The sequence below is a fragment of the Rugamonas apoptosis genome, from assembly GCF_014042355.1.
In the GTDB taxonomy this organism is placed as follows: domain Bacteria; phylum Pseudomonadota; class Gammaproteobacteria; order Burkholderiales; family Burkholderiaceae_D; genus Rugamonas; species Rugamonas apoptosis.
In genome coordinates this window covers 96,199-113,291 of the sequence record NZ_JACEZU010000011.1, presented here as the reverse complement: position 1 = coordinate 113,291, position 17,093 = coordinate 96,199, and the positions used below count along the sequence as shown (strand labels likewise).

The 17,093-nt window shown below is 65.3% G+C and carries 15 protein-coding genes; 12 read left to right on the top strand and 3 right to left on the bottom strand.

Annotated elements, in window-relative coordinates; genetic code table 11:
- Positions 1 to 33 precede the first annotated feature (33 nt).
- The 3 genes from H3H39_RS20845 to H3H39_RS20835 are packed head-to-tail and all read left to right on the top strand — an operon-like array spanning position 34 to position 2,200.
- Positions 34 to 534, top strand: a complete 501-nt coding sequence (locus tag H3H39_RS20845) for a hypothetical protein (RefSeq protein WP_182156131.1) — start codon at positions 34 to 36, stop codon at positions 532 to 534.
- Positions 535 to 536: 2 nt separating this feature from the next.
- Positions 537 to 1,313, top strand: coding sequence for a hypothetical protein (locus H3H39_RS20840; protein WP_182156130.1), 777 nt, complete (start codon positions 537 to 539; stop codon positions 1,311 to 1,313).
- A gap of 14 nt (positions 1,314 to 1,327) precedes the next feature.
- Entirely contained in the window at positions 1,328 to 2,200 is an 873-nt protein-coding gene (locus H3H39_RS20835; protein ID WP_182156128.1) for a hypothetical protein, read from the top strand.
- Positions 2,201 to 2,268: 68 nt separating this feature from the next.
- On the opposite strand, the gene H3H39_RS20830 is transcribed toward H3H39_RS20835, so the two are convergent.
- Positions 2,269 to 3,177 (bottom strand): LysR substrate-binding domain-containing protein, encoded by a 909-nt coding sequence (locus H3H39_RS20830; RefSeq protein WP_182156126.1) that lies wholly within the window; start codon positions 3,175 to 3,177, stop codon positions 2,269 to 2,271.
- A gap of 101 nt (positions 3,178 to 3,278) precedes the next feature.
- Here H3H39_RS20830 and H3H39_RS20825 point away from each other — a divergent pair, with 101 nt between their 5' ends.
- Entirely contained in the window at positions 3,279 to 4,535 is a 1,257-nt protein-coding gene (locus H3H39_RS20825) for an MFS transporter (protein WP_182156346.1), read from the top strand.
- Between the two features lie 50 nt (positions 4,536 to 4,585).
- Here the strand turns inward: H3H39_RS20825 and H3H39_RS20820 are convergent, their stop codons facing one another.
- Entirely contained in the window at positions 4,586 to 5,248 is a 663-nt protein-coding gene (locus H3H39_RS20820; RefSeq protein WP_182156124.1) for a hypothetical protein, read from the bottom strand.
- A 143-nt stretch (positions 5,249 to 5,391) separates the two neighbouring features.
- On the opposite strand from H3H39_RS20820, the gene H3H39_RS20815 reads away from it, so the two are divergent.
- From H3H39_RS20815 to H3H39_RS20780, 8 genes are all read left to right on the top strand, one after another.
- On the top strand, positions 5,392 to 6,183 hold the full coding sequence (locus tag H3H39_RS20815) for a DUF1223 domain-containing protein (RefSeq protein ID WP_182156122.1): 792 nt from the start codon (positions 5,392 to 5,394) through the stop codon (positions 6,181 to 6,183).
- 140 nt (positions 6,184 to 6,323) lie between these two features.
- Positions 6,324 to 6,650: a hypothetical protein gene (locus tag H3H39_RS20810; RefSeq protein WP_182156120.1), complete on the top strand. Its 327-nt coding sequence runs from the start codon at positions 6,324 to 6,326 to the stop codon at positions 6,648 to 6,650.
- Positions 6,651 to 6,791: 141 nt separating this feature from the next.
- The gene (gene ugpQ / locus H3H39_RS20805; protein WP_182156118.1) at positions 6,792 to 7,544 is read left to right on the top strand and encodes a glycerophosphodiester phosphodiesterase; all 753 of its coding nucleotides are present in this window, start codon (positions 6,792 to 6,794) and stop codon (positions 7,542 to 7,544) included.
- A 112-nt stretch (positions 7,545 to 7,656) separates the two neighbouring features.
- Complete coding sequence (gene alaS / locus H3H39_RS20800) at positions 7,657 to 10,266, top strand: alanine--tRNA ligase (protein WP_182156117.1); 2,610 nt, start codon at positions 7,657 to 7,659, stop codon at positions 10,264 to 10,266.
- A gap of 192 nt (positions 10,267 to 10,458) precedes the next feature.
- Entirely contained in the window at positions 10,459 to 10,686 is a 228-nt protein-coding gene (locus tag H3H39_RS20795; RefSeq protein WP_182156115.1) for a sulfurtransferase TusA family protein, read from the top strand.
- 208 nt (positions 10,687 to 10,894) lie between these two features.
- Positions 10,895 to 11,644: an electron transfer flavoprotein subunit beta/FixA family protein gene (locus tag H3H39_RS20790; RefSeq protein ID WP_182156113.1), complete on the top strand. Its 750-nt coding sequence runs from the start codon at positions 10,895 to 10,897 to the stop codon at positions 11,642 to 11,644.
- 36 nt (positions 11,645 to 11,680) lie between these two features.
- The gene (locus tag H3H39_RS20785; protein WP_182156111.1) at positions 11,681 to 12,613 is read left to right on the top strand and encodes an electron transfer flavoprotein subunit alpha/FixB family protein; all 933 of its coding nucleotides are present in this window, start codon (positions 11,681 to 11,683) and stop codon (positions 12,611 to 12,613) included.
- An 89-nt stretch (positions 12,614 to 12,702) separates the two neighbouring features.
- Positions 12,703 to 14,493, top strand: coding sequence for an acyl-CoA dehydrogenase (locus H3H39_RS20780; RefSeq protein WP_182156095.1), 1,791 nt, complete (start codon positions 12,703 to 12,705; stop codon positions 14,491 to 14,493).
- 113 nt (positions 14,494 to 14,606) lie between these two features.
- Here the strand turns inward: H3H39_RS20780 and lnt are convergent, their stop codons facing one another.
- Complete coding sequence (gene lnt, locus H3H39_RS20775; protein WP_182156093.1) at positions 14,607 to 17,090, bottom strand: apolipoprotein N-acyltransferase; 2,484 nt, start codon at positions 17,088 to 17,090, stop codon at positions 14,607 to 14,609.
- Positions 17,091 to 17,093 lie beyond the last annotated feature (3 nt).

The following is a 17,093-nucleotide window of genomic DNA, read 5'->3' as shown; positions in this document are numbered from 1 at the left end:
ATCAGTAGTACGGAAACAGAACGAAAGTAATCCATGAGAAAAGTACACCCCGAATTTGCCTATCAGTCGCGCGAACTGGGCGGCCAGATCGAAGGCATTCTGGGCGACCCGCCCGATCGCAAGAACTACAAGAACATGGTCAACGCCCTGGTGTCGGAATACGCCAGCGGCGGCGGCATCGAAGACGTGAACATGCTGGCCTTCGCGCTGGTCGATCACATCGAGTTTTCCGATCCCAAGGGCTTGCTGGCCGAGGCGGAAGATTATGAATTCGGCGACCCGTCGCGCGTGTTCGCCATGGCCTCCTGCCAGGGCGAGGAGCCGGCCAAGATGTATGCGGCGCTGGAGGAGAGCTTCCCCGACCTGGCGCGCCAGGCCATCATCACGGCCTTCCTGTACAAGAACCCGCGCAAGTGGGACGACGACGACCAGTCGCTGGACCAGCTGTCGGCCAACGACGATGGCGACGACGACTATGAGGAAGACCAGGCGACCGACGATTTCGCCCAAATGTTCGATCAGGAAGGAGAATGACCATGTCGGAAAATAGCAATCTGCCCGCGCTGCGCAAACAGGTGACGGAACTGGTGCTGGCCGGCTCGCTGGGCCACGCCGAGCAAGCATTCGCCGACGCGGCCGACCAGTACGGCGACCTGGCCGTGGTGGAAGTCTTGGAGAGCATCCCGCCGCAAGTGACGGCGCTGCACATGGCCGGTTTTGACGGCGGCAAGATGTCGCTGGCCACCTTGCTGGTGCCGCCCAAGGCCTGGGCCGACAGCCTGGCCTTCTTCGCCGCCACCTGGCCGGACGACCTGATCGAGGACGATCCCGAGCGCATCGCCGAATCGCTGTTCGCGCACGTGCACGGCGTGGTGTTCGCCAATGACGATGAAGACCGCCGCAACGCCTTGCTGGCGGAAGCCTCGGCCACCGACTGGGGTTCGACCGTGTTCGCCATCCTGTTCTCGATGGCGCCCAAGGAAATCCTGGAAGTGGCGGGCGAGATCATCGCCAAGGGCCCTTACCTGACGGGCCAGACGTCGTCCGACAACGACGTGGTGCCGCTGGCCGTGGCGCTGGCGCAAGCGTCGGAGGATGGCTGGGACCGCGCCTTGTTCGAACTGTTCCCGGAGTTCCGCCACAGCGCCGACCTGGCCGATGCCGAATTCAGCGACGACCCGGACGAGGAACCGGCGCACCTGCAGCGCTCCACCAAGGAATTGCTGTACCGCTTGCGCAAGCAGGTACCGTCCAGCCGCAGCGCGGCCAAGCCGGGCGCGCGCCGCAGCATCGGCACCGGCATTTTCTCGTGATGGAAGCCTGATACATGCTGCCTGCAATTGTTGTAGAAACCCTGCCGCGGCTGACCCGCGCCATCAAGCAACTGGCGACCGACCCCCGGCCGGACGCCGCCCTCAACCTGGCCGACGAGCTGACGGGCATCACGGCCATGGTGGCCGAGAAGTTCACCAACGACCGCACGGCCGACGGCATCCAGAAAGCGCTGCAGCTGACGGTGGGCGGCGTTTCGCTGGGCCTGGACAGCGTGCTGCTGCACGAGGGCGACCAGGCCGCGCTGGACTTCCTGGTCGAGCATGGCGCCGAACACGCGTTCCAGGCGGGTTTCCGCCTGATCCGCGAACTGTCCGCGCTGCCCGAGGACGCGCTGGTGGGCGAGTACGACCAGGACCCGGTGTATGCCCAGCGGCGCTTGCGTGAACTGTTCATCGATATCTGCCAGGCCGACCCGAACCAGAACTGGTCCGGCTACGAGCGCTATGCCCAACAGCTCAAGCAGCGCAAGGAGGCGCAAGCCATCGTGCGTCTGGCGGGCTGGCTGCGCCGCCACAACAGCGAAGGCCCCGTCAGCGACGCCGACCTGAATGCGGAAGGCGTGATCGCGCTGGCCATCATCTTCGCCGTCGAAGGCGGGGGCAGGGTGGTGGCGCGCACCGGGCAGAAGGAGTTCGAACGCTTCGTCAAATCGGTACGCAAGAACAAGCCGGACTTTGAGGAAGGCTGGGCGGCGCTGGTGGCCGCCGTGCCGGTGCAGCACCATCCCGTGCTGCTGGATCGTATCGCGAGCTACCGCAACAGCTGCACGGTGCTGCAGCACATCCGTGGCCGCACGGCCATGAAGACGCTGTTCTCGGAACTGGAAAACTACGCCGGCTCCGAACTGGACGCCGACTACGCCTGATCGTGCGATCGCGCGGGTGCCCGAGCGCACGGCCAGCCCTTCCGCCAACGCGGGACGGCTGGCCTTTTTTATGCGCGCCCCTGCTCCTCCTGCGCGGCCGCCAGCGCCAGCGCCACAAACGCTTCCACCAGTGGTGAAGTTTCATCCTTGCGCTGCGCCAGCAGCAGCGTGGTGGTGGCCTCCGGTTCGGCCAGCGCGCGGTAGCACACGCCTTCCAGCTGGATGCTGTTGAAGGAACCGGGCAGGATGGAGATGCCGCAACCGGCCGCCACCAGTCCGATAATGGACGACACCTCGCCCGCCTCCATGGCCACCTGCGGCTCGAACCCGGCCGCCCGGCACAGACGCAAAATCTGGTGATAGATGCCGGTGCCCGCCGTGGGCGGATACATCACGAACGGCAGCCCTTGCAGCTCGCGCGCGGCCACCACCTCGCGCTGCGCCAGCGGATGGCCGACTGGCAGCACCAGCAGCAGCGGGTCTTCGCGCAGGGTGGTCATGCGCACCGCGTCCAGCACGGCCACTTCGGGCGGGCGCACGAAGCCCAGGTCCAGCGTGCGCGCCGGCAGCGCTTCGATCTGGGGCAGGGTGGCCATTTCATGCAGTGTGAGCGTGACGCCCGGATAGCGTTGCCGGTAGCGGTTGATGACGGTGGCGAACAGCGGCGTGAACGGGGTCGAGAAGGTGAAGCCGATGCGCAGTTCGCCCGCCTCGCCGCGCTGGGCCCGGCGCGCCGTCTCCACGGCTTGCTCGGACAGGGCCAGCACGCGGCGCGCATCGTCGAGGAACAGCTTGCCCGCTTCCGTCAGGCGTACCCAGCGCTTGCTGCGTTCCAGCAGGCGCGCGCCCACTTGCGCTTCCAGCGCCTGGATCTGCTGGCTCAGCGGCGGCTGGCCGATGTGCAGGCGCTGCGCCGCACGCGTGAAACTGAGTTCCTCGGCGACGGCGACGAAGTAGCGCAGGTGGCGTAATTCCATTCCAGTAATCGTTTCTATATATTAGTAACGCCTTAAATATATATTGGACTATATGAATGAGCAATCCTAAGATGGATGCATTGTTCCAGCTCAAGGCCATCATGTCCGCCTCCGCCTCCGCCCCAGCAGCAGCCGCCTCTGATTCTTCCCGCATCGCCGGCGGCACGCCGGCCTTCCGGCGCACCAACCGGGCGCTGTTCTTCGGCGGCTTTTCCAGTTTCGCGCTGTTGTATTGCGTACAACCGTTGATGCCCGTGTTATCGCACCAGTTTGCGCTCACTCCGGCGCAAAGCAGCCTGACGCTGTCGTTGTCGACGGCCGCGCTGGCGTTTTCGCTGCTGGCCTCCAGCGCCCTGTCCGAGCGGCTGGGCCGCAAGCCGATGATGGTGACGGCCATGGCGCTGGCGGCCGCGCTCACCGTACTGTGCGCGCTGGCCCAGAACTATCCGCAACTGCTGGTGCTGCGCGCCATGCTGGGGCTGGCGCTGGGCGGCATGCCGGCCGTCGCCATGGCTTACCTGGGCGAGGAAATCGAACCGGCATCGCTGGGCCTGTCCATGGGGCTGTACATCAGCGGCAGCGCGTTCGGCGGCATGAGCGGGCGCTTACTCACGTCGCTGCTGAGTGATTATTTCTCGTGGCGGGTGGCGCTGGCCGTGATGGGCGTGGCCGGCCTGGCGGCGGCCTGGGATTTCTGGCGCAGCCTGCCCGCCTCGCGCCACTTCGCCCCCGCGCGCAGCGGCTGGCGCGCCATGCGCGATGGCTGCCGCCTGCACCTGACGGATGCCGGCTTGCCGCTGCTGTTCGCGCTGGCCTTCCTGCTGATGGGCAGCTTCGTCAGCCTGTACAATTACATCGCCTATCGGCTGCTGGCGGCGCCGTATGGGCTCAGCCAGACCACGGTGGGTTTCATCTCCCTGCTGTACCTGCTGGGCATCTACAGTTCCGTGTGGGCGGGACGACTGGCCGACCGGCTGGGGCGGCGTGGCGTACTGTGGCGCGTGATGGCGCTGATGCTGGCCGGCTTGCTGTTGACCTTGTCCCAAGCGCTGCCGCTGATCGTGGCCGGTGTGGCGCTGTTCTCATTCGGCTTTTTCGCCACCCATTCCGTGGCCAGCAGCTGGGTGGGCCGGCGCGCCACCGCGCCACGGGCGCTCGCTTCCGCGCTGTACCTGTTCTTCTACTATATGGGTTCCAGCGTGATCGGTTCCGCCACCGGCGTGGTGTGGGCGCGGGGCGGCTGGCCGGGCGTGGTGGCTGTCCTGGGCGCTGCACTCGGCGTGGCGCTGCTGATCGCGCTGCGCCTGCGCCAGGTGACGCCGCTGGCGCCAACCGCGACGGCACTGGCGGCGGGCTGAGCAAACGTGGCGCTAGCGCCGGATTGTGCAGACGTGGCGCGTACGTGACGCTAGCCTGGGCAGCTGGTATAAGCCTTGCGCCCGTCTTCGTACTGGGTGAAGCAATACGTGACCAGCGCCGTCATGATCTTGTAGACGCGTTTCTTGCTGTCGGGCTGGCTCAGCTCCACTATCTTCGCACCCTCATACCACTTGGGGCCGACCGCCTCATGCGCGGCGTTGATGCCGCGTGCCAGCCGGGCCTGCACGCCGTCCGGTGGTGACGCATTTCCCTGTAATGGAAACTCCTTGCGCAACTGCTGGTCGATGCCGGCGATGTCGCTTCGCGCGCGGCGCATGATGTCGGCCGCGCTGGGGCGTGCCGGACCGAAGTCCGGCTCCGGCGGCGCCTGTTCGGGCGGCGTGATCGCCTGCGGCTGGACTGGCGTTGTTGGCGATGCGGTCGCGATGGGCCGCTCAGGTTGTGCGGGTGCGGGTGTGCTCGTCACCGCGACGGCGGTGCGGGACGCGGGGCGCTGCGGCACGAGTTGCGCGGGGGCCGCATGCGGCGCGAGCGGCAACAGCCATTGGATGGCAGGGCGCCCATCGGCCACCCGGCTTGCGGGCCGGTCGGGCAGTTGGCGCCACATGGCGTACAGCAGTGCGATGTGGATCAGCGCTGTCAGCAACAAGCCAGGCCAGTGGCGGGCAGCGCGCGATGCGAGGTCGTCCATGCGATAGGAGTGGATGGAAGAGGTTGAGCATGGTAACTTAGTTTTTCGATATGTTTTGCGTTTGTAATAATTTTTCGCAAGGTACTGTCAGGTTGGCCCCGGCCGCCCGACCAACAGGACATATCGTACCAATTGGAGACGCCATGAAACAGTTGATCCTGAGCCTGAGCGCCGCCGCAGCGCTGAACGTCGCGCCCGTGTTGGCCGCCAATAGTTGCAGTGCCCATAGCCCCGCCTACCGGGTCGCGCTGCTGGAGTTGTACACGTCGGAAGGCTGCAGCAGTTGCCCGCCGGCCGACCAGTACATCAGCGGCTTGCGCGCGGCGGGCGTCACCCCGGCGCAGGCCGTGCTGCTGGCGTTGCACGTCGATTACTGGAACGACATCGGCTGGAAAGACCCGTTCTCGCAAGCAGCCTACAGCGAGCGCCAGCGTTGGCTGACGAAGCTAGCTGGTTCGCGCACCGTCTATACCCCGGAACTGTTTGTGGCCGGGCAGGAACTGCGCGGCGGCGTGGACCGCTGGTCGGGCGGTGTACCGGCCGCCGTCAAGCGCATCAACGCCCAGCCGGCGCAGGCCGAGATCCGCATCACGCTGGGGCAGGCGAGTGCGGCGGGCTTGCCGGTGGAAGTCAACGCCAGCGCGGCCCACGCTGGCAAGCTGTTTGTGGCGCTGGTGGAAAGCGGGCTGGCCAGCAAGGTAACGGCCGGAGAAAACAGCGGCCGCCTGTTGCGTCACGACCACGTGGTGCGCACCTGGCTGGCGCCTGTGCCCTTGTCGTCAGGTGACAAAGCCGGTGTCAACATGGCGACCGTCACCCGCACGCTGCCGTTGCCGTCAGGCGCCGTCGCAGGCAAGCTGGGCGTGAGTGCCTTTGTGCAGTCGGAGCGGGGCGAGGTGTTGCAGGCGCTGACCTTGCCCGCGTGCGGCGGCTGATGCGAGTCCTGCGTTGTAGCGTAGGCCGCCATAGGCGTGCTTGTGCCGGCTCAAACGCCATGATGGAACCAGCCTACCCGCTCGCGCCTCCAATGGTGACGTGCGCATTGTGCGTGCGACTTACTTTGGAGGAAACCATCATGCTGCAAGCGAATGAAATTCAACGGCGGTTCAGCAGTGTGGAACATGCGATAGGCCAGGCGTCACAAGCGTGCTCGGCCGAGCGCAACGTGCCGGGCGAACTGCGCGACTGCATTGAGCGCCTGGACAAGCAGGCCGACATGGCGAAGAACGTGATCCAGTCCAACGATGAGCGCCGCATCCGTCAAATGGTGGACGACCTGGAACAACTGGGCGACCGCGCCAAGCGCGTATGCAGCAGCGGCGCCGACCTGACGCAGCAAATGAAAAGCGCCGTCAATCACATGCACCATGAATTGTCGGAGCTGAAACACCAGTTGCATTAATATTGGCGGCGTAAAAGCGCACCAATATGGTGCATTTTTGACAAGGAAATCCTTTGGCGTGGTAGCGGCACGGTCATTTTCCGCCGTGCCCAAGGCAAGCATGGTAAGGTTGAAAAGAACAATCTTTTCGAGGCGGTTGCCATGTGGCCTTATCCTAAAATCGTTGCGCACCGGGGCGGCGGCACGCTGGCGCCGGAAAACACCATCGCCGCCTTGCGCTGCGGCCTGGCTTACGGCTTCCGGGCCGTGGAATTCGACGTCATGCTGGCGCGCGACGGCGTCGGCATGGTGATGCACGATGAACAGTTCGGCCGCACCGTACCCGGCCTGGGCAGCGTGCCCACGACCGACGCGGCCGACCTGGCGCGGCTGGACGCGGGCGCCTGGTTCGGACCGGAATTCCGGGGCGAGCCGGTGCCGACTTTCACCCAGTTCGCCGAGTACTGCCAGGCGCAGCGCATCTGGATGAACATCGAGATCAAACCGGCGGCCGGTTTTGACGCGGCCACCGGGCGCTGGGTGGCCGAGGCCACGCGCGACCTGTTCACCGATGCGCTGGCGGCCGGCGACCCGGCCGGGCTGCCGCTGTTGTCCTCATTTAGCATGGCGGCGCTGGCCGCCGCGCGCGACGCCGTGCCGGCCCTGCCGCGCGGCTGCCTGTTCGACTCCATGCCCGACGACTGGCAAGCCCAGGCCGCCGCGCTGGGCGCCGTCGCCATCCACACCAACCACAAGCACCTGACGCCGGCGCTGGCGCTGGCCGTCAAGGCGGCGGGGCTGGGGCTGTTCTGCTACACCGTCAACAGCCCCGAACGGGCGCGGGAAATCCTGGCCTGGGGCGTGGACGGCTTCTGCACCGACCGCATCGACCTGATCGGGCCAGCCTTCGCCTGAGCGGGCTATCCAGCCCGCCTAGAGGCCATCGCCAACACCGGCAGGTATTTGCCGGCCATTTCTTCACGTATAATCAACCCTTTGCACATGCCAGCCACCACTGCCAACCGACATGAAATCATCTGAAATCCGCGACAAATTCCTCAAGTTTTTTGAATCCAAGGGTCATTCGATCGTCCGTTCCAGTCCATTGGTGCCTGGCAACGACCCGACCATGTTGTTGACCAACAGCGGCATGGTGCAATTCAAGGACGTGTTCCTCGGCCTCGACACGCGCCCCTACTCGCGCGCGACCACCGTGCAGCGCTGCGTGCGCGCCGGCGGCAAGCACAACGACCTGGAAAACGTGGGCTACACGGCCCGCCACCACACCTTCTTCGAAATGCTGGGCAACTTCAGCTTCGGCGACTACTTCAAGCGCGACGCCATCAACTACGCGTGGGAACTGCTGACCAAGGTTTATCAGCTGCCTGCCGACAAGCTGACCGTCACCGTCTACTTCGAGGATGACGAGGCGTACGACATCTGGGCCAACGAGATCGGCGTGCCGAAAGAGCGCATCATCCGCATCGGCGACAACAAGGGTTCGCGCTACGCGTCGGACAACTTCTGGCAGATGGCCGACATCGGCCCTTGCGGTCCTTGCACGGAAATCTTCTACGACCACGGCGCGGACATCTGGGGTGGTCCTCCCGGTTCGCCTGAGGAAGACGGCGACCGCTTCATCGAAATCTGGAACCTGGTGTTCATGCAGTTCAACCGCGACGAAGCGGGCAACATGAACAAGCTGCCGAAGCCATGCGTGGACACCGGCATGGGCCTGGAGCGCCTGGCCGCCGTGCTGCAGCATGTGCACAGCAACTACGAAATCGACCTGTTCCAGAACCTGATCAAGGCCGCCGCGCGCGAAACCGGCGCCACCGACCTGGAATCGAAATCGCTGCGCGTGATCGCGGACCACATCCGCGCCGCCGCGTTCCTGATCGTCGACGGCATCATCCCTGGCTCGGAAGGCCACGGCTACGTCCTGCGCCGCATCATCCGCCGCGCGCTGCGCCACGGCCACAAGCTGGGCCAGACCAAGCCATTCTTCTACAAGCTGGTGGCCGACCTCAACATCGAGATGGGCGCGGCCTATCCGGAACTGACGGAAGCCATGGACCGTGTGGCCCAGACGCTGAAAGCGGAAGAAGAGCGCTTCGGTGAAACGCTGGAACACGGCATGAAGATCCTGGAAGCGCAGCTGGCCAAGGACGCGTCGCGCCTGGACGGCGGTACCGCCTTCACCCTGTACGACACCTACGGCTTCCCGCTGGATCTGACGGCCGACATCTGCCGCGAACGCAATGTGACGCTGGACGAAGAGGGCTTCCACGCGGCGATGGAAAACCAGAAGAAGGTCGCGCGCGCCGCCGGTAAATTCAAGATGGCCGCCAACGTGGAATACAGCGGCGAGAAGAACAAGTTCGTCGGCTACGACCAGTTGCAGCACAATTCGAAAGTGATCGCGCTGTACGCCAATGGCGCGGCGGTGACGGAACTGAAGGCGGGCGAGCAGGGCATCGTGGTGCTCGACACCACCCCGTTCTACGCTGAGTCGGGCGGCCAGGTGGGCGACCAGGGTCTGATCCAGGCCGCCGGCGGCAAGTTCGAAGTGGAAGACACCCTCAAGATCCAGGCTGACGTGTTCGGCCACCATGGCGTGCTGGCTTCCGGCGTGCTGAAAGTGGGCGACGCCGTGGGCGCGGAAGTGGACCAGCATTCGCGCGGCCGCACCATCCGCAACCACTCGGCCACCCACCTGATGCACAAGGCCCTGCGCGAAGTGCTGGGTACCCATGTGGCGCAGAAAGGCTCGCTGGTCGATCCTGACAAGGCCCGCTTCGACTTCAGCCACAACGCTCCCGTGACGGCCGAGCAGATCGCGCAAGTGGAAACCATCGTCAACCGCGAAATCCTGGCCAACGTGGCCACCCAGTCGCACAACATGTCGTTCGACGACGCCGTCAAGCATGGCGCCATGGCGCTGTTCGGCGAGAAGTACGGCGACGAAGTGCGGGTGATGGACATCGGCTCGTCCAAAGAGCTGTGCGGCGGCGTGCACGTGCACCGCACCGGTGACATCGGCCTGTTCAAGATCGTGGCCGAAGGTGGCGTGGCGGCCGGTATCCGCCGTATCGAGGCGGTGACGGGCGAGGGCGCGCTGGCGCTGGTGCAAGCGATGAACCGCCGTCTGCTGGAAGCGGCCGCCGCCCTGAAGGCGACTCCGGACGAACTGACGGCCCGCATCGTGCAGATGCAGGACGGCGCCAAGGCGCTGGAGAAGGAGCTGGCGGCCCTGAAATCGAAACTGGCCGCCGGCCAGGGCGACGAACTGGCCACCCAGGCGGTGGACGTGAACGGCATCAAGGTGCTGGCCGCGACCCTGGACGGCGCCGACGTGGCCGGCCTGCGCGAAACCATGGACAAGCTCAAGGACAAGCTGAAAACGGCCGCCATCGTGCTGGCCAGCGTGGCCGACGGCAAGGTCAGCCTGATCGCCGGCGTGACGGCCGACGCCACCAGCAAGGTCAAGGCGGGCGAGCTGGTCAACTTTGTGGCCCAGCAGGTGGGCGGCAAGGGCGGCGGACGCCCCGACATGGCGCAGGCGGGCGGTACGGATGCTGCGGCACTGCCGGGTGCGCTTGCGGGCGTTGCAGCATGGGTGGCACAACGGGCATAATAAGCGTCTATGCGGCCCGCGCCCCGGTGCGGGCCGTTACCACGCTGAATTTCTCGTTGTGAGCATACAACGGTATATGAACTATTTTGGTGCAGCGCGTCAAACGCACTATTTTGGGGTAGTATGTCTGAAACCAGCGGAATATTTGGAAGCGGGATGGCAATGACTGACACACTACTTGAACACGAGATCATGGAATTTCACAAAGAGCTCGACGCGCGGGGCCTCAATTGCCCGCTGCCGATCCTGAAGGCCAAGAAGGCACTGGCCGAGCTCCAGAGTGGTGAAGTGTTGCGCATCATGGCCACCGACCCCGGTTCCGTGCGCGATTTCCAGGCTTTTGCCAAGCAGACTGGCAATGCCTTGCTGTCGCATGTGCAGAATGGCCGGGAATTCGTGTTCCTGATGCGTCGTAAGTAATTCGTTGTTTCCCATGCAACCGGGCCAGCCAACCTTACCCGGTGCTTACTCCCTCGGAAATGTTTTAGCAGTAAATGTCTTTTTTAGATGCTTTGTACTAGCAAAAAATCGCACGATCGTGCTTAAATTTAGTTTAGGCGGAAAATTTCTCTTATAATCTTCCCCTACTTAGGTTCCGTTACTCTTTATTTTTCCCAAAGGCACAGCTATGAAAGTCTTGGTACCCGTCAAACGCGTGGTCGACTACAACGTCAAAGTGCGCGTCAAATCCGACGGCAGCGGCGTCGATATCGCCAACGTCAAAATGTCGATGAACCCATTCGATGAGATCGCGATCGAAGAGGCCGTGCGCCTGAAGGAAGCGGGCAAAGTCACCGAAGTGGTGGCCGTGTCGTGCGGCGTGACCCAGTGCCAGGAAACCCTGCGCACCGGTATGGCCATCGGCGCCGACCGTGGCATCCTGGTGGAAACGGCGGTTGAACTGGAGCCGCTGGGCGTGGCCAAGCTGCTCAAGGCGCTGGCCGACAAGGAACAGCCACAGCTGATCATCCTGGGCAAGCAAGCCATCGACGACGACTCCAACCAGACCGGCCAGATGCTGGCAGCCCTGCTGGGCTGGCCACAAGCGACCTTCGCCTCGAAAGTGGTGCTGGAAGACGGCAAAGCCATCGTGACCCGTGAAGTGGACGGCGGCCTGGAAACCCTGTCGCTGACCCTGCCAGCCATCGTCACCACCGACCTGCGCCTGAACGAGCCGCGCTACGTGACGTTGCCGAACATCATGAAGGCCAAGAAAAAGCCGCTGGACACCGTCAAGCCGGAAGACCTGGGCGTGGACGTGGCACCCCGTCTGAAGACCCTGAAAGTGGCCGAGCCAGCCAAGCGTTCGGCCGGCATCAAGGTACCGGACGTCGCCACCCTGGTCGCAAAACTGCGCACCGAAGCCAAAGTTATCTAAGCGCGGCCTGGCCGTTCACATTTTTGAGGAAGAATCATGGTCGCATTAGTTATCGCTGAACACGACAACGCTAGCCTGAAAGGCAGCACCCACCACACCGTCACCGCAGCCGCCCAGTGCGGTGGTGACGTGCACGTCCTGGTCGCCGGCGCCAACGCCGCCGCCGCGGCCGCCGCCGCCGCGCAGATCGCCGGCGTATCGAAAGTGATCCTGGCCGACGCGCCACACTTCGCCGACGGCCTGGCCGAAAACGTGGCCGAGCAAGTACTGGCCCTGGCCGGCGCCTACAGCCACATCCTGGCTCCAGCGACCGCCTACGGCAAGAACATCGCCCCACGCGTGGCCGCCAAGCTGGACGTGGCCCAGATCTCGGAAATCACCAAGGTCGACTCGCCAGACACCTTCGAGCGTCCTATCTACGCCGGTAACGCCATCGCCACCGTGCAGTCGGGCGACAAGGTGAAAGTCATCACCGTGCGTACCACCGGCTTTGACGCCGCTGCCGCCACCGGCGGTTCGGCCGCCATCGACACCGTGGCCGCCGTTGGCGACCTGGGCAAGTCGGCCTTCGTGGGCCGCGAACTGGCCAAGTCGGATCGTCCTGAACTGACCGCCGCCAAAGTCATCGTTTCCGGTGGCCGCGGCATGGGCTCGGGCGAAGCGTTCAAGATCCTGGAACCGCTGGCCGACAAGCTGGGCGCCGCCATGGGTGCTTCGCGCGCCGCCGTCGATGCTGGCTACGTGCCGAACGACTGGCAAGTGGGCCAGACCGGCAAGATCGTCGCGCCGACCCTGTACATCGCCGTCGGTATCTCGGGCGCCATCCAGCACTTGGCTGGCATGAAGGACTCGAAGACCATCGTCGCCATCAACAAAGATCCAGAAGCACCGATCTTCTCCGTGGCTGATTACGGCATCGTTGGCGACCTGTTCGAAGTGGTACCACAACTGGTCGCAGAACTGGGCTGATACGTTTAGCGCCTAGATTGGATCACCAGGCCACGCTGGCTCCGGCACACACGCCGGGCCGCCGTGGCCTTTTTCTTGGAGAATGGAAGATGCCGTATCAAGCCCCCGTAAAAGACATGCTGTTCGTGATGAACGAACTGGCCGACCTGGCCGCCGTGAACGCACTGCCTGGCAATGAAGATGCCACCCCGGACACGGCCGAAGCCGTGCTGGAAGAGAACGCGAAGTTCTGCGCCAATGTGGTCGCCCCCCTGAACAATCCCGGCGACAAAGAGCCGAGCTACTGGCACGATGGCCAGGTCACCACCACCAAGGGTTTCAAGGAAGCCTTCAAGGCCTTCGGTGAAGCTGGCTGGCAGGGCGTGCAGCACCCGGTGGAATTCGGCGGCCAGGGCTTGCCCAAGCTGCTGGCTACCCCTTGCATCGAGATGCTGAACTCGTCGAACGTGTCGTTCGCCCTGTGCCCGCTGCTGACGGATGGCGCCATCGAAGCGCTGCTGACGGCCGGCAGCGACGAGCAGAAAGCCATCTACCTGGAAAACCTGGTGTCGGGCAAATGGACCGGCACCATGAACCTGACCGAGCCGCAAGCCGGTTCCGACCTGGCCGCCGTGCGCAGCCGCGCCGTGCCCCAGGGCGACGGCACCTACAAAGTGTTCGGCACCAAGATCTTCATCACGTACGGTGAACACGACATGGCCGAGAACATCGTGCACCTGGTGCTGGCCCGCACGCCGGACGCGCCTCCGGGCGTGAAAGGTATCTCGCTGTTCATCGTGCCCAAGTTCCTGGTCAACGCGGACGGCTCGCTGGGCGCGCGCAACGACGCGCACTGCGTCTCGATCGAACACAAGCTGGGCATCAAGGCCAGCCCCACGGCCGTGCTGCAATTCGGCGACAACGGCGGCGCCATCGGCACCCTGGTCGGTGAAGAGAACCGCGGCCTGGAATACATGTTCATCATGATGAACGCGGCCCGCTTCGGCGTCGGCCTGCAGGGCATCGGCGTGGCCGAGCGCTCGTACCAGCGCGCCGTGGCCTTCGCCAAGGACCGCGTGCAGTCGCGCGACCTGGCCGGTTCGGCCGGTCCTGTCTCCATCATCCACCATCCGGACGTGCGCCGCATGCTGATGGCTATGCGTTCGCAGATCGAGGCGGCGCGCGCGCTGGCCTACGTGGGCGCGGGCCTGAGCGATATCGCGCACAACCATCCGGATGCGGCCGTGCGCGCCGCCAACCTGGCCACCTATGAATTCCTGGTCCCGCTGATCAAGGGCTGGTCGACGGAAATGGCGCAGGACGTGACCCGCGACGGCGTGCAAGTGCACGGCGGCATGGGCTTCATCGAAGAGACGGGCGCCGCGCAGCACTACCGCGATGTCAAGATCCTGACCATCTACGAAGGCACCACCGCGATCCAGGCCAACGACCTGGTGGGCCGCAAGACCGTGCGTGACGGCGGCGCCGTGGCCAAGGCCATCATCGCCCAGATCCGCGCCACGGAAGCGCAACTGGCGGAGCAAGGCGGCGCGGAATTCCAGGCCATCGCCAAGCACCTGGCCGCTGGCAGCAAGGACCTGGAAGCCGTGGTCGAGTACGTGGTCAACAACATGAAGAGCGACATCAAAGGCGTGTTCGCGGGCAGCGTGCTGTACCTGAAGCTGGCCGGTATCGTGGTGGCAGGCTGGCAGATGGCGCGCGCCGCGCTGATCGCCAAGCAGAAACTGGACGCCAAGGAAGGCGACGCCAGCTTCTACCAGGCCAAGATCGTCACAGCGCGCTTCTTCGCCGACCACATCCTGTCGCAATCCTCCGGCCTGCGCAGCGCCATCGTCGAAGGCAGCGCCGGCGTGCTGGCACTGACGGAAGACCAGTTCTAAGCAGCGCCACACGCTGGGATTGAACTGAAACCTGCCGCGACATTGTCCGCGGCAGGTTTTTTCATAATTGGGGACGTAAGACAATTCTGTGTGTTACGTCCCCAATTTTTTGACTATGCTCGGTAGATGGTCAGCAGCAGCCAGCCCGGCATGCCGAGGTAGAGCGCGACATGGCCGGCCCGTTCCAGCCAGCGCCGGATGGCGATCGCGCGCGCGGGGCGCAGCAGCGCCGTCAACAGCGTGGCGATGCTGATCGCCGCCCGCAGCAGCGCTTCCGTCAACACCACGCCGATCGACCACGCGGCCCACCACAGCGCGAACGCGCTCAGATAGGCTTTCAAGCCGAAGCTGTAGTACTCACCGAACGCGCTGCCGTAAGCGATGTGCTGATACAGGTGGAACGCCGGCAGCGCCAGCGCCAGCGGCAGCAGGATGTACTTGGGCAGCGGGTGGTCGAGCCGCGAACGTCGGATCGCCAGGTTGGATTGCGCATATACCTGCAGCACGGCGCGCACGCTCTGTTGCGCGGGGCGGCCGGCGGTGGCGGCGCGCGCGGCGGCGCGGGCATCGGCATTGGTCAGCGCCAGGCCGTAGCGCCAGCGCCGGCCGGTATGCAGCCGCAGCGACAGGCCCGGACCGGGTATGGGCAAACGCCACAACTGGACGGCGGCGATCTCGCTCAGCGCCAGTTCGCGCCGGCGCCCGCCGCGCGTGAGTGCCAGCTTGCCGTCGACAACCATGGCTTGCGCCGAACAGAATACCAGCACGCACCACGCAACCGCTTCCGGCAGCAGGAACAGCGTCGAGAACAATCGGATCTGCGCCAGCGTGTTGGTGCGCAGCGCTTCGTTGAACAGCAGGGCGAGGCACATCCACAGCAGGCTGCCGCGCGAGAAGGTGCGCAGCAGTCCCGTCACCACGCGCGCGGCGGGCGACAGCACGGCCACCCTGGCCGGCAAGGCCGCGGCCAGGTTGAAGGCCACTGAATCGCCCGCCGGTTCGCCTTCCGCTTCGGTGGCATGGCTTGCGCGCCAGGCGGGGAAGGCTGACACGGCCGCCAGCAACAGCAGCGCCGCCACGGCGACGCGTCCGACCCAGTCGCCCCAGCGCACCATCAGCGTGGGCGCGGGTGCGTTCACGGGCAGGGCCGCGATCACCAGCGCCTGTTCGCCCATGCGCGTGCCCGCGAGCACGGTGCCGGTGGCGTCGATCACGCCGCTGTGGCCGTTGCTGGTGACGCGAAATTGCGGCAGCCGCGTCTCGATACTGCGGAACGCGGCCGCCGACTGGTGCAGGCGCGCGCCCAGCGGATCGGCCGTGAACCAGGAATCGTTGGACATGGTGAGGATGGCTTGCGCACCCAGCCGCACGCCATCGATGGCCAGGCTGGCATCCATGTCGTCGAAGCAGATCATGGGCAGCACGGGAATTTCGCGGCCATCGGCCAGCCGCAGCGGCAGCACGCGGGCGCCGTTACCGGGTTGCCAGTTGCCGGTCCAGGGCAGGGCGCGCCGCAGCAGCGGGCCGTCCAGCCAGGCGGGCACGTATTCCGTGAGCGGGAACAAACGCGTCTTGCGATAGAAGCCGAGCAGGCCGGCGCCCGGCTGCACGAAAGCGGCCGCGTTGTATTCGCCCGCGCTGTCGCGGTCATACGTGCCGAACACGAACGGCACCCCGGCCGCGTTGACGATGCCGACGATTTCGCGATCCAGCTCGGCGCCCGCTGGGCTCTTGGGATGGCCGAAGGTGGTGGGGTAGACGGTTTCCGACCACAACACCGCGTCCGCATGCTGGCGCACCACGGCGTCGTAGCTCATCGCGAAATGGGTGTCGAGCACTTCGCGCACGACAGCGGCCGTGCCTTTTTCCTGGCGCTGGCGTTCGTAGTCGATGATGTTGGATTGGATCAGCCCCATGCGCAGTGGCTTGCCTTCCGGCGCGGGACTGGCCGACAGTGCGAACTGGCCGTAGCCCGCCAGCAGCAGCGGCGCCAGCGCGGCCAGCGCCAGCGGGCGCAGGCTGGCGCGCCAGCCTCCCGCGCGTTGCGCCAGCGCCGCCGCCACGCCTTCGTTGGCCAGCAACAGCAGCAGTGTCAGGCCCGCCGTGCCTACCACGGCGGCGCCCTGGCGCAGCAGCACGGACGGATAGAGGCCGTAGCCGAGCGTATCGCCGAGGAATTTGGGCAGCAGCCATTCCGTCGCCACCCAGGCCGCCGCGCCGGCCAGCGCGCCAGGCACGACGCCGTGCCGCTGGCGTGTGACGTGGCGCACCAGCGCAAAGCTGAGGAACTGCGGCTGGAATAGCGGGGCGGCCAGCAGCAGCAAGGCCAGGCCGGCCGCATCGCCAATCTGGGTGTAGTGGCCGAAGGCGGTGCCGAACCAGGCGAAGGCGCCGGCCGTGTAGGCGAGCGACATGGCCCAGCCGCGCAGCAGGGCACCCGTCAGCGTAGGGCTGGCGTCCAGCGCGCGCAGGCACGGCACCAGCAGCACGAAGCCGAGCAGCCAGCCGGCGCCACCGCGCGCATACAGCGCGGACATCACCGCGCTGGCAAGCAACGCTGCCAGTACGCGGATTTTTACAGGAATGGTCAGGGTCATGTC

What these genes read in the sequence shown, in the direction of transcription:
- H3H39_RS20845 (WP_182156131.1), top strand. Translation starts at nt 34, where the DNA reads ATGAGAAAAGTACACCCCGAATTTGCCTATCAGTCGCGCGAACTGGGC.
- H3H39_RS20840 (WP_182156130.1), top strand. Translation starts at nt 537, where the DNA reads ATGTCGGAAAATAGCAATCTGCCCGCGCTGCGCAAACAGGTGACGGAA.
- H3H39_RS20835 (WP_182156128.1), top strand. Translation starts at nt 1,328, where the DNA reads ATGCTGCCTGCAATTGTTGTAGAAACCCTGCCGCGGCTGACCCGCGCC.
- H3H39_RS20830 (WP_182156126.1), bottom strand. Translation starts at nt 3,177, where the DNA reads ATGGAATTACGCCACCTGCGCTACTTCGTCGCCGTCGCCGAGGAACTC.
- H3H39_RS20825 (WP_182156346.1), top strand. Translation starts at nt 3,279, where the DNA reads ATGTCCGCCTCCGCCTCCGCCCCAGCAGCAGCCGCCTCTGATTCTTCC.
- H3H39_RS20820 (WP_182156124.1), bottom strand. Translation starts at nt 5,248, where the DNA reads ATGGACGACCTCGCATCGCGCGCTGCCCGCCACTGGCCTGGCTTGTTG.
- H3H39_RS20815 (WP_182156122.1), top strand. Translation starts at nt 5,392, where the DNA reads ATGAAACAGTTGATCCTGAGCCTGAGCGCCGCCGCAGCGCTGAACGTC.
- H3H39_RS20810 (WP_182156120.1), top strand. Translation starts at nt 6,324, where the DNA reads ATGCTGCAAGCGAATGAAATTCAACGGCGGTTCAGCAGTGTGGAACAT.
- ugpQ (WP_182156118.1), top strand. Translation starts at nt 6,792, where the DNA reads ATGTGGCCTTATCCTAAAATCGTTGCGCACCGGGGCGGCGGCACGCTG.
- alaS (WP_182156117.1), top strand. Translation starts at nt 7,657, where the DNA reads ATGAAATCATCTGAAATCCGCGACAAATTCCTCAAGTTTTTTGAATCC.
- H3H39_RS20795 (WP_182156115.1), top strand. Translation starts at nt 10,459, where the DNA reads ATGGAATTTCACAAAGAGCTCGACGCGCGGGGCCTCAATTGCCCGCTG.
- H3H39_RS20790 (WP_182156113.1), top strand. Translation starts at nt 10,895, where the DNA reads ATGAAAGTCTTGGTACCCGTCAAACGCGTGGTCGACTACAACGTCAAA.
- H3H39_RS20785 (WP_182156111.1), top strand. Translation starts at nt 11,681, where the DNA reads ATGGTCGCATTAGTTATCGCTGAACACGACAACGCTAGCCTGAAAGGC.
- H3H39_RS20780 (WP_182156095.1), top strand. Translation starts at nt 12,703, where the DNA reads ATGCCGTATCAAGCCCCCGTAAAAGACATGCTGTTCGTGATGAACGAA.
- lnt (WP_182156093.1), bottom strand. Translation starts at nt 17,090, where the DNA reads ATGACCCTGACCATTCCTGTAAAAATCCGCGTACTGGCAGCGTTGCTT.